Here is a 12,713-nt window from a genome sequence, read left to right as displayed (position 1 = left end):
TTCCTCATTCTCCGATCCTTTCCCGCCAGCCAAAAAGCCACAGCAATGGGTGCATAAAAAATTCAGCCATGCGCTTCCCTCCAATGCATAGTCATCTCTAAGTTTCAAAATGTTGTTTTGGTTAATCAATAAACTGCCTTTAGTTTAAAAAGAAAGAAGTTGCCTAATATGCAGCCAATTCTTGAACAAAAGCACCCTTTAGCCCAATAAAGTTTTTACTTTTTTTATCAAAGTAATGGATACTAGGGTCATTTGTATAACGTTTAGCAGGAAAAGTATTTGTTCTAAGTATGGCGATGATATGTTTTTAAATAAGTAATTTCTATCAGACTGTGAAACAATAATCATATTCCTACTTCCAACATTTTCGCCGTCACTTCTTCGACTCTACGTTCTATATCCGACCCGTTCAGCTTTGGAAGCTTCAACTCACTTACAATTTTTCCGTCCAGCATAAACAGAATACGTTCCGTCCGCGCTGCAACCTTCGCATCGTGAGTTACAAGCATAATCGCAGTACCATCCGCATTGATTTCAGAAAAAATGTCCATTATTTCATGGGCAGATTTTGAGTTAAGGGCACCTGTTGGTTCGTCGCCGAAGATAATTTTCGGACTGCTCATCAATGCTCTGCATATACCCGCACGCTGAAGCTGACCTCCCGAAACCTGTGTAGTATCGCGCGTTTCAAGCTCCGCAATGCCTACCCTTTTAAGAAGCGTTCTTGCCTTCTCCGAAACTTTTACGATGTTTTTTCGGTTTCCGCGAATTGACGGAAGAATAATGTTGTCGAGAATATTCAGACTTTTTAGCATGGTCGGCTGCTGAAAAATTAACCCCATTTTTGTTCTACGTATATCTGAAAGCTCAGTCTCCCCGAATGCCGATAAATCCTTGCCGTCAAAAACGATCTTTCCGCCATCAACACCATCGATTCCGCTTAAAGCAAACAGTAGTGTAGATTTTCCAGAGCCCGAAGGTCCCATAACTGCTACGAACTCACCCTCGTTTATTTCAATAGATACTCCATCGAGAACAGTGCGCTCTTCATCGCCCTCACCGAAAGTTTTTACTATATGCTCACCAATAATAATCTTCTCCATATGTCTACTCCTCCTACTCCTTTATATTTTCGGAAATTTTTATTTGTCCCGCGCTCGAGGTGCCGATCATGGTTGCAATAAGTGCAATGAATATCATCATCAACGGACTTAGCAGATATGCCGTAAAAGGATTGACCGTAAAATTAAACGTTGACGCTCCGAACGAAGAGATTAGCACGCCCGCAAGGAACTCTCCGAGAGTATTCGCGAGTAGGGTACCGAGAATAATTCCGACAATTAGAACGAAAACTGAACGAGAAACATACTGCGCCCTAATATCCGAGTTTGTAAAACCGAGCGCCTTCATAATGGCAATAGAAGGTCTGTCCTTTGCAACTAGCATTTTCATGAATAATATAGTAACCAGTACTGTAATAACAAGCGCAACAGTAACTGCAGCGTAAGATGCTATTTCAACGGATCTTATTGTCGAGCCGAGGGTCTGAGATACAAATTTATCTATATCTGAAGTCTTTGCAAAATCAAATCGGTCTGAATACTCCGCAACCTTCCTGTCGACAAGGGATTTATCCAAAAGTTCAACACAGAGGATGGTCCACATGACTTTCGCCGAATTGTCGGTGAATACAGCCTTTGCAGTTTTGCCACCATTCGTAACGTCGGAGTATATTCCTGTAACCGTGAGCTTTTTCTCCTTCCCTTCAATCACCAGCGTTATAATTTCGTCTATCTTTGTGCTCAGTTCACCGGCATTTATAGCTGAAAGCGCAATTTCGTCATCACGGGAAGGTGCTCTTCCCTCAGAATACTCTATTGGAAATGCAGAATGGTCACCAAGTTCAACTTTTATATTTTCTTCTAAACCGTTTCTCGCTTTTACTTTAAAGGTCTTTGTTGTCAAAACAGCATACTTGGAAACGGCGTCGTCGCTTTCTATCGTCTTTTCAATTTCATCGGTATTATCAGATGAATTGGCCTGAATACGCATATCGTAGTTTCCAATCCCCATATACTGAATGAAGCTTTTTGAGGAAATTGTGCTGTGCAGGTTCTGTGGAACAATAATGATAAATGCCGAAATCACCAGGACAATAAGTATTGTTGCGTAAAGTTTTTTCTTGCTAGAACATCCTTGATTCCCAGAAAAACATTCGTACTAAACAGTCTGTTTCTAACTAAGGAAAAACGCTTAGCGTCATTTGTCTTTACCTGAGAAGTTCCAAAGCGTAAAGCTTCCGCAGCGGATATTTTCCGAAATCGTTTCAGCACACCATTGACATAAGCAATAATTGCCAGGAAAACGAGAAGGATACCGATAACTCCTAAGACATTCGCATAAGAAGAATTTTTACTTTCACCTATGAAAAGTCGGATATTTTCAAGAAGCACGCCTTGGAACATAACCGAAAGAATAAATCCAAGAATACTGCCTATCGCCGCTAAGCCTAAGTATTTCGCAAGATAAATCCGCTTTATGTCGGAAATACGCATCCCAATTGCCTTCATTACCCCAATTTCGCGGTAGTCGTCCTCTATTTTCGCAAGGAGCGTGAAGCGTATGCACATAAATGCGATTGTAACCACAAGTGCGCTTACAAGAAGAATAACTGCAATCATCATCCCGTCTGAAATAGCGTTCATCGTTTTGAAAAGCGTATAGGTAACGGTTGGTCCGTTCGCTTCAAGGCCTGCGGAAGCATAGGCTGTTTCAAATTCGCCTATCGCGGAGAAATCCTTTAATCTAAATTCAATTAGATATTCGATACTACCAAAGTCTTTTATTTCCGCAAAATCATTGTTGCTTACAAGAAATCGTTTTGACGCGGAGAGCGAGGAATTCATGGTCGAGTCACGGAGAAATCCCGCAACGGTAAATTCCTTCCCGCTGATTACGGCCTTTTCACCTACTTGGACTGTGCTATCTTTCATAAAGGTTACTGGAACATAAAGCTCGCCGTCAGATACGTTGTTGATGATTTTGCCGTTAAGGTCAAGAAGATAATCGAACTTTTCGTTCTGTAAGCTGAAGCCGTTGTCCTGAACACTATCTGCTAGCGAGTTATCACCTAAAATAATGTGAGCACCGTCCATGCCAAGAAATTCAACTACCTGATACTCTTCGACATTGTTATGTTGCTCTGCAAAGGATTTAAGTCGTGCTCTATCAATATCACCGGAATGCATTTGCATAAAATGTGGAGTTTCAGATTTTGTCATTAACGTGTCCAGTGCACCCGAAAGATTGACCGCCAGTATTACTGCGAGTGAAACAAGCATGGATGCTGCAGCAACAAATATCATTGTTGTAAATGTTATTGCTTTGCTCTTTAAAATGTCATTGCGGAGTATTCTGAAATACATAAGCCACCTCTTTTTTTAAGCTTTTAAATCGAATTCCCAAATTTATTCATTATTTACAGCATTTTCGCTACCAAACATTTGCATAATATTCATCAGACTTCCGCTTTTTGCACCGAGCAGCCTTTCTCCGTTGAATATAATTGCTCGTATCCGTGATGCACGCTCCTCATAGGTCATCTCTACCATATCATCATCAAAAACGGTATTAGCATATGTAACAATCATTTCCATACATTCATACGGGTACGGAGTATTAAATAGGCCCTGTTCAATGCCCTCTTGGATTATTCCCGTCAGTATTGGCGTAACTCCATTGATGATGACCTTTTCTATTTTCTTATGCATAAGGGCATTCTGTGGCTTGTGAATATGCTCCATAATTTCCTGGCTGCTTCCGCCACTTAAATTAATTGATATAACAACTCGGATAATACGTTCGACTACAGGAATACTCTCATCTGCAGCAATTTCCTGCGCAGAGCCTAAAAGACGAACACTATACCGGTCAACCAACGAGTCCATAATATCCTCTTTCGACTTGAAGTGATAATACAGTGTACCACGCGCAATACCGACCTTTTCGAGAATATCATTTGTACTCGTTCCATCAAAACCCTTCTGACCAAAAAGCTCATCGGCTGCATCAAGTATTTCGTTCCTGCGTTCCTCCGCTTCTTTTCTCATTGTTTCACCGCCTTTATGAACCGACTGTCTGTCGATTAAATAGTAACAGACAATTTTTAATTTTATATGGAGTGTTTGTAAATTTTATAAAAATTTCAAAATTTATCCTCAATAGTATTAGTGGAGTTTTCAAAAAAAGAACTGAGTTCAAAAAAAGTGCGATAATCCCTCATGGATCACCGCATCTAATTTCTCCCCGGTCAATAAACGGTTAAAATCACAATATGATAATACCTGCTAGTATCTAAAAGCAAGAGAGGTTAACACAGTACCGTACTCAATCATTAAATCTTCTGAAATTACACGAATAACTTCCTCCAAAACTGAGAAAAGCCATTCAAAGTAATGAAGAACCGTCTGGAAAATTAGAGATTGGAAAAGTTAAAACCCTAATTCATTTACCAAAAATATTGTCCAGCTATATTAAGAAATATAAAAATGTAAATCTATCGCTAATTACTGGTGTCACAGAAACACTAACAGAAGAAGTATTAAATCATAAGTTAGACGGATCATTCGTTATAGAATCAGACTTTCATCCCGATCTTGTTTCGCATGAAGTGTTTCAAGATTAGAACGGTTCCTCTCTTTCAACTCTTCCAGTGTGGATGGACGCTTATCTGAAATTAAAACAAGTCTAGTGAGGTGTATACAAATTACCCTTCATTAAGTAATTACTGACGAACATCCCTAAAAGCCACAGCGATACCGCTTATTCTACCTAAAATAACCATAGCTGCCCCTGCTTATCCCCCTGGTAATCTCGCATTATTATTACAACTCATAGGAAAAAACAATAGCATAGGCGGCATTAAATTAAAGGTAAGGATGAAAGATAACCATCCAATTGTTAGGAGTATACCTTTACCACTTGTTCATCTTCCATCAATACACCTAGTGCAGCACCATAACCTTTACATTTATACCTCATTCTAGTTTTCGCTTTCCGGCTTCAGGACTCTCTCATTCTAGCAAGGAATTATTTTCTTTTTCAAACTCCATATTCCTTTATTACAGGAGCGCTGCCTCTTTAGTTTAAAAAGAAAAATAGCTGCCTGATTAGCAGCTATTGAATATATGCACCCTGGAAACTAAAGTTATAATCCTTGCCACTCTTAGTTTAATGCTCCATCATTTCATGGGCAATGTCATGGCCATCCATTTCTGATGGATAGTAAGTAGGCCAATGGGTAACTTCCTCCAATAATTTTTCTCGGTCATCACCCCAATAAAGGTGATAGTGAGCAGCTTCTGTCGGATAGATACTATGATCACTAAACTGAATATATTGAGGAAGACCTTCAGCTTCTGCTTCTAGTTTAAATACATATCTAACCCCTCTATTCCCCGCATCATATGTTAGAATTTCATACCCATCATAGATATACTCACCAGTATATTCTTCTCCATTTTTGAAAAACGTTACCTTGTTCCCCTGAATCTGAATTCGTCCAACATTTGTTTGGTATCCTTCATTATAATATTCCTTATATTCTTTAGCTGTCATCTCACCCTCATGTTCTGCTTTATAAGTAAATACTTCGTCAAGCGTACCATCTTGAAGATATGGGTATACAGACTGCCAGTCTCCTTCCCAGTCGGATAAGGATCGATCCTTCACCTGACTGTCTTCAAAATACCCTTCATAAATTTTTGCTGTTTCTTCATCATGTGCATGAGTATGGCCGTGATCGTGTTCACCCTGTTCATTTGTCTGAGCTGCCCCCTCTGATGAAGGTTCAGATAAAGCTTTTGTTAGTTCCTCTAAGTTGTGCTGCATGAGAGTAAAGTAGTCCTCATTATTCTTTATATCTTCTTCTGTTAAAACCGATAAATTGTGTATGCGTAAAGCCTCTGCATCAATTTCCTTCCTAACTATGTCCGCCACTTTAGGAGTTATATTCTGTTCAAAAAATACATGTTTCAATCCATTTTTTTCAGCGGTCTTAATGATGTTTTGTACCTCTTTATGTGAGGGCTCGTTAGCAGGGCTCAATCCAGATACTGCGATTTGCTCGATCCCATAGCTTTTCTCCCAATAGCCATAAGCAGCATGAGATACAATAATTTTATTTTCAGGTAAATTTTCAAGTTGTGTACGGAAGTCTTGGTCTAAGTTTTCGAGCTTTCCTTTCAACTCCTCAAAGTTTTGATTAAAAAACTCTTCTTGCTCAGGTTTTAATTCAACTAATAAATCTTTTATATGCTCTGCAAGCTGAATAGAACGAATAGGATCCAGCCAAACGTGAGGATCTTGATCCCCATGATTATGTCCAGCATGCTCGTCCTCATGACTGCCTTCTTCTTCATGAGTGTGGTCACTCACGTGGCCGCCACCCTCCCCTTCATGGTTATGTACATGCTTTTCCAAGTTAATTCCTTTTGATGCTTCAAGTATCTTGACGTCATCAGATTGAATAGTTTCCGAGATTTTGTTTGCATATGATTCTAAACCTGCCCCATTATAAATAAAAGCATCGGATTCAGATATTTTTATCATATCTTTGGTGCTTGGTTCATATGTATGCGAATCTGATCCCGGTGGCAGAATAGACTCTACAGAAGCTTGATCTTCTGCGATTTGTTCAGCAAAATACTGAAGAGGATATACAGTTGTAAAAATCTTTAACTCTTTGCCAGATTCTTTTGGTTCCTTTTCACTTTCACTGCTGTTTGTAGCTTTTCCTCCACACGCAGCTAGCGTAAAGATGACAATAACTAAACTAAGTAAGCCTGTAAATTTTTTCAACAATTTTACTCCCCCTTTACTTTGTAAATATTTTATCGTAATGATTACGATTTGTAAATAGTAATCATTACGATTTTTTAGTTATAACCATTCAACTAACCTGCACTTCAGTTTAAATAAAAACCACGCGTGAGAACGCGTGGTTTTCTCTGAGGCTGAAGCCAGACCCTAAATGGACTCTGAAGGTTGCCAAATGTACTGCTGTTACTAGCCAGACCTAAAAAGGTCTTTTATTCAAAGTTTTGTTATTATTAATGAATTTCTTCAGAATGTTTTCTTATTATTTTCAATTTCATATTGCTTGCTAAATTGGTAAATAATATGACAGAGGTGATAGCGTGGAGGATAAGAATAATTTAAAACTCACAGCTTCCGAAATAGGCACTCTTTGGGGAGAATTTATAAATGGTACAATGACTGATATTGTAAATAGATATATGGTCTCAATTATTGAGGATGAGCAAATCAAAGCCATTTTTGAGGATGCTATTAAGACATTCGGAAAACAAAAGCAACAAATTGTATCCTTTATACAGAGTGACGGGTTTCCAGTTCCAATTGGATTTAATGATTCTGACCTCTTCAATGGTAAACAGAGATTGTTTACGGATATATTTTGCTTGAATTATTTACATATCATGACGTTACACGGTTTACTGGGCCACAGCACTTCATTAGGTGTTTCTGTCAGAAAAGACTTAAGGGAGTTTTACGATTCCTGCAATACGGATGCAAAAAATATGTACCACCAAACAATTGAGTTATTACTGCAGAAAGGAAATTTTCAGAGAGACCCTTTGTTTTATCCTGCTAAAAACCCTGAATTTGTTTCCAGCCAGGATTTCACAGATGGATATTTCGGCAAGGGCAGAAAATTAGCAGCAACAGAAATTATTAGTATATCCTTCAACCTTAAAAAAAGCATTATGGCTAAAACCCTTTCTATTGCATTCAGTCAAGTCGCTCAAACAAAAGAAGTAAGGAAGTTTTTAAGCGATTCAGAGAAAACAGCAGATGGACAAATAAAAAAATTTTCAAAAATAATGCAATCAGACAATTTACCCGTTCCGAAATCCTGGGAAACAGAAGTGACAACTTCAACGGATTCACCATTTTCCGATAAGTTAATGCTGTATCATATTGGTTTCTTGTTCCAAGCTGCACAAAACTATCATGGGGCAGGATTAGCATCAGCAATGCGAACAGACCTTGTAACTGCTTATGAAGGAACAATTTTAAAAAATCTTATGGTTACAAAAAAGTGGTTTAACCTTATGGAACAAAATAGGTGGCTAGAACAGCCTCCACTTGCTCCTAATAGAAAAGAGATTTCAGAAGAAGTATAGAGAAAAATGGAATTTCAAAGTAAACATCTTAAATAACCATCCGCTTTTATAAGCAGGTGGTTATTTTCTTGAAAGTGCAAGAATACTTATTTAACTGACCTGCCCCTTTAGCCAACAAGAAACCGCTTATTTTGGTTAGCTGTCTTGAACATAAGCACCCTTTGCTGTAAGTACTTTTATTCACAAAGTGTGCTTTTATATGTTCATTGGCTCAATCTTCCCTTTATAAAGAGCGTTGTTGTCGATTAAGCTGTTTTTGTTTTGGAGCAGGAAATTTAAATTTGATATCGAATGAACACATTAATTCATACTAATTTTATAGTATTAACAAGTGAATCAGCACATAAAAGCGCTTGGGTTTCCCCAAGTGTTTTGTCATTTACACAAAATAAACTGATAAAATTGTTCTACTGTTTCAAAGTAATATTTAGATTCTAATTTCATTTGTTCCTTGATTTCGGGAATACTGTGAGACCATCCAGCAGCGGCAAAATCAACATGACAACTTCTCGCCATCTCCAATCCAGGTTTTAGGTCATCTAACATTAGTGCTTCAGTTTCTTGAAGATTAAAGCGTTTTAAAATCTCCTTAATTGGATATGGATGTGGTTTTCTCTGATGTTCAGGAAGTTCCCATCCAAAGATAGCGTCTGGCACAAAACCACAATGAATAGAATAATCTCTTTCAATTCGGCTTCTCTCAGAATGAGAAACAACCGTCACAATTCCACCTTGTTTTTTAAATTCCTGAATTGTTTCTGCAAACAGTTCATAGAAGTCTGGTACAGTTGATTCGGTATATTTTTTCCATACTGCTTGCTGATATTTTTGCTCTTTCTCTGTGAATTTAATAATGTCTTTGCATAAAGAAGAAAAACCTGGATTGAAACAGTATCTAACAAAATCTTCAAAAGTAATAAGTTTATCACTTGGCCGCAAGTATTTAAGAGCCTCTACAAATGATGGATAGTGTATACCTGGTGTACTTTTTACCCCTGTATCATCGTGGTCTAAGATTAAACATTTATATTTTAAAACCATTATAATCTCCTTTTAAACTATAATATCCTAATCATTAAACATAACTGTTTGAAGTTTAGGCAGTAGTTTCCACGCCGTTTAAGTCGTCAACAAAATCGGGTCTTAATGCGTTGCGATAAATATGTTGAGGGTGTTTGTTCAGAAACAATAGAGTACCTCTGCAACATCAGTTTAATAATTTTAATCTTTTATCTTTTATCTTTTATCTTCTTTATGTATTAATCTAATAAAGGTAAAACACCTTAACTTAATACAGCCTAAGTATAATATTCCTGTATGTTCATGTCATCCTTCTTCTACTAAACTGCCCAAATTAGTTTAAAAGAAAAAAGCTGCCTGATTAGCAGCTTCCGTTCAACATAACCCCTTTAGTTCACCAACCTCAACCATTTTTTACGATAAATAAGAAGAATCCATTTTGAAAAAGAATAATCACTTTTTTAGCAGATTTAAGTTTAGATTACAACAAAGTTTGATCATTTTCCACCTATGATTTTCAACAATTGCATCCTTAAATTGGATTTTACATATTCCTAAAAAGATATATCCCAAATCCAAGGGTATCTCTGCCCCATTTCAGATATGTACTTCTCCAAGTCCGGATTTTTTGTAACATAGCATCGCGATCTGGATCTTCAGGATGTTCGCAGCAATAATTCTCAATGGACATAGAATAAAGCCACTCATATTCATCCCATTCATCTTCGTTAGCAGTGTAAGACCATAGTGGAATTAAGCCAAGGTTTTCGCCAGCCTTCACATTCTCGAAGTGGGTTAGTAATTCGGATTCTTCAGATCCCCCAAGCGCCTCTAAATATTCTTTACATGGCTGCTGCTTCCAATAGCCTTCACCGATGAGCACACATCCACCCTTTTTTACACACTTTCTCAGCGTATCCAAAGTTTCATGTAATCCTCCTAATGCATGAGTTGAACCAATACAAATTGCTGCCTCAAACGGTTCATTAATTGTCTTCATTGCTGCTTTAGCATCTTTTGTAATGATTTCAATATTATTTAAAACCCCTCTTTTTTCAGCATTTACCTGAAGTTGTTCTGTGAAACCAACATATTTCTCGATAGCAATACATTTTGCTCTGTATCTTTCAATAATCCGAAAAAGAATCTCACCTTTCCCAGCACCGATATCAATTACTTTGTCATTATCTTTTAAATCAAGTAATTCAATAACTTTATCTATCTTTAATGGATTCACCGGATTATAAAAAGTGTGGCTTTGATGGGCTATTGCTGAATATCTATTTCTATCCATAAGACCTCCAGAAACTTGTTTTATTATTCTCTATCATATTGTAAAGGAATGGGCAGCTGTTCAATCACCTAGCCCTTTTATTTGAACATTACAGCTAGAGTCTTTAAATCAAATGAAATTCTAATAATCTTTCATGCACTTCTATATTTTCAGTAGGCCTCTATATTTTTTTGTATAAAGGGAATAAGCATTCTTATTATTATTATTGGGTTTCTCAATGGTGCTCTTTTGGTTTTATACCTTAACTGGTTTATGCTTCATAGAGCTCGGCAACACCTCCAGGCTTCAATACTTATTCAATTAAAACCCTTTATTCTCCTGCAAAGACTGTTCCACTAGCCTGTCCCTTTATCCATCCAAGAAGTGCAAAGATCAGCGCTGCACCACAGAGAGTGAAAATGGATAGGTAGTGTCAATACTGGTAGTTTAAAAAGAAAAAGCTGCCTTATTAGCAGCCGAACATGAATATAAGCATTCTTATTCTTTGTAGCATTGGGCACCCCATCTCTTACTAACTAAGTACCTCCACAGTAAAACCTCCTGGGGCTTTAACATAGAATGTCCATCGATGAGCCATCTTAGGCGGCTTCACATCAAATCCATCATCCTTCAATCGTTGATTGATCTCGTTTACTCGTTCATTACTCTCTTGAAAGAAGCCTATATGAAAGGACTTAGGGTAGTTGGCCCGAGTATCTTTCATCAAAGCTAATAACAATCCGTTATCGTCAGTCATTACAGCAAATGAATTGCTATTTATGCTCTTGGTTTGCAAGTAGAAATATTTCTCCAAGAACTCTCGAGCAGCGTTAACGTCGGTGACCGTAAGATTGATATGGTTTAGTTTCACAGGATACACTTCCTTTTCTTAGCATACATAGTAATTTTACATGCTTGTTTTAGACTTCTTGCTTCCTCCTCTATTGTAGTGAATAAAATTAATTCAGGGATCGACAAATAGAATGAAGTTCACTGCAACTTTTGATTGAAATTAAGCCTTCGGTTTATTGAACGATTAGCACAATTACAATGTAATTTACTGTAAAGTCTGCTCATATATGACAAACGGGCACTTATCCTTATTCAGGAAAAGCACCCGTTAGTCGAATAAGAAAAAAGATGCCAATCATGCTGATCTTCAGCTATTGCACCCTTTAGTTAAATAAGAACAGCCTATTTGCTATGAAGAAAGCTGTTTTTTCTTATGTTGTATAAACAGACAATAATACAAATTTATTTTATATAGTGTTTTTTAAATCTGGGTAAATAGAGAATTTCCGGCGTAAATTCACGAGGTTTTCTCCAAAGCTTTCCTCCAAGTGGTCTCTATGTTTCTCCATAATTTCCATTAGGTACAAATCATGAATCATGACTTCTGTAATTGGCATTACTAAACCTACATGCCTTGTCCATGCTGCACGGCTATCTTTCCCCAACGAGACAATACCTGCTACTACTTCTGAATCATCTGCACTAATAACAATCCATCGTCCACCATACTCTTCTGCAATTTCATGGCCCATATAATGGAGGTAAACATTAGCAAAATCAGAGGCGATTTCCCCATAAGCAATAATTGTTACGTTGACCCCTCTGCTTGCTGCCTGTCTTAGATCAGACTCCAATTCTTTGAATTCCTCTTTCCAAACCTCTAAAAGAATTCTTTTTTTTGCAAATAAAATACATTCTTTTACCTTATCGAGTATTTCATTGCGTCCAGTGATGTTCCAGATATTTTCACGGTCATTTGCAGAACGTTCGAACTCTGCTAGTGATTTTTCTGCCAGTTCAAAATTTTCTTCTGCTTCCCTTCGTCGGTTTTTAATTAGCTCCTTTGCAGGTACAGGAGTATACTGAGGTGTGTTTCCATGACTAACCAGAATGTCTCCTCGTATAGCGAGACTATCTAGAACTTCATATATTCTTGAATTATTAGAGTTATATATACAAAGTTTAAAAGTTATTCCATTCATGGTCAGGGCATTATACTTGTTACTAAATTTGAGAATTAATACATAAAAAAGGGTGGATAATCTAAAGATCCACCCGCACACCAAGATTTACCTATTGTCGCGCTCCTGGTTGACATCACCAGGACTAAGGGGGTTCTAAGTTCCCTTAGTTACAATCCATTATATGCCATTTCCTGCTTGTTTATGTCCCAAATAATGTGAACCCTGCTTCTTTGGGGTTTT

At 37.5% G+C, this 12,713-nt stretch carries 8 protein-coding genes and 2 pseudogenes; 2 read left to right on the top strand and 8 right to left on the bottom strand.

Annotated elements, in window-relative coordinates; all coding sequences use genetic code 11:
- Positions 1-344: 344 nt before the first annotated feature.
- The 3 genes and pseudogenes from M5V91_RS05770 to M5V91_RS05760 all read right to left on the bottom strand — a co-directional run bounded on the left by M5V91_RS05770 (position 345) and on the right by M5V91_RS05760 (position 4,109).
- Positions 345-1,103, bottom strand: coding sequence for an ABC transporter ATP-binding protein (locus M5V91_RS05770; protein WP_258753289.1), 759 nt, complete (start codon positions 1,101-1,103; stop codon positions 345-347).
- Positions 1,104-1,116: 13 nt separating this feature from the next.
- Positions 1,117-3,425: pseudogene (locus M5V91_RS05765) on the bottom strand (ABC transporter permease).
- A 42-nt stretch (positions 3,426-3,467) separates the two neighbouring features.
- On the bottom strand, positions 3,468-4,109 hold the full coding sequence (locus M5V91_RS05760) for a TetR/AcrR family transcriptional regulator (RefSeq protein ID WP_009334034.1): 642 nt from the start codon (positions 4,107-4,109) through the stop codon (positions 3,468-3,470).
- 323 nt (positions 4,110-4,432) lie between these two features.
- Here M5V91_RS05760 and M5V91_RS05755 point away from each other — a divergent pair, with 323 nt between their 5' ends.
- Complete coding sequence (locus tag M5V91_RS05755; protein WP_083390549.1) at positions 4,433-4,684, top strand: LysR substrate-binding domain-containing protein; 252 nt, start codon at positions 4,433-4,435, stop codon at positions 4,682-4,684.
- A 545-nt stretch (positions 4,685-5,229) separates the two neighbouring features.
- On the opposite strand, the gene M5V91_RS05750 is transcribed toward M5V91_RS05755, so the two are convergent.
- Positions 5,230-6,861 (bottom strand): metal ABC transporter solute-binding protein, Zn/Mn family, encoded by a 1,632-nt coding sequence (locus M5V91_RS05750; protein WP_284521866.1) that lies wholly within the window; start codon positions 6,859-6,861, stop codon positions 5,230-5,232.
- Between the two features lie 335 nt (positions 6,862-7,196).
- Between M5V91_RS05750 and M5V91_RS05745 the strand changes: the two genes are divergently transcribed.
- Entirely contained in the window at positions 7,197-8,204 is a 1,008-nt protein-coding gene (locus tag M5V91_RS05745) for a DUF3231 family protein (RefSeq protein ID WP_284521865.1), read from the top strand.
- 375 nt (positions 8,205-8,579) lie between these two features.
- Here M5V91_RS05745 and M5V91_RS05740 read toward each other — a convergent pair whose 3' ends face one another.
- The 4 genes and pseudogenes from M5V91_RS05740 to M5V91_RS05725 form a co-directional block, all read right to left on the bottom strand.
- A complete protein-coding gene (locus tag M5V91_RS05740; RefSeq protein WP_019382087.1) occupies positions 8,580-9,245 on the bottom strand; it encodes an HAD family hydrolase in 666 nt (221 codons plus the stop codon).
- A 523-nt stretch (positions 9,246-9,768) separates the two neighbouring features.
- Positions 9,769-10,518, bottom strand: a complete 750-nt coding sequence (locus tag M5V91_RS05735; protein WP_284521864.1) for an SAM-dependent methyltransferase — start codon at positions 10,516-10,518, stop codon at positions 9,769-9,771.
- 511 nt (positions 10,519-11,029) lie between these two features.
- Positions 11,030-11,368: a VOC family protein gene (locus tag M5V91_RS05730; RefSeq protein ID WP_071158871.1), complete on the bottom strand. Its 339-nt coding sequence runs from the start codon at positions 11,366-11,368 to the stop codon at positions 11,030-11,032.
- A gap of 383 nt (positions 11,369-11,751) precedes the next feature.
- Positions 11,752-12,446 (bottom strand): annotated as a pseudogene (locus tag M5V91_RS05725) (TrmB family transcriptional regulator); the annotation flags it as partial.
- Between the last annotated feature and the right edge of the window lie 267 nt (positions 12,447-12,713).

The organism is Cytobacillus pseudoceanisediminis (assembly GCF_023516215.1).
Classification (GTDB): domain Bacteria; phylum Bacillota; class Bacilli; order Bacillales; family Cytobacillaceae; genus Cytobacillus; species Cytobacillus pseudoceanisediminis.
This window is presented reverse-complemented; position numbering and strand designations above follow the sequence as displayed.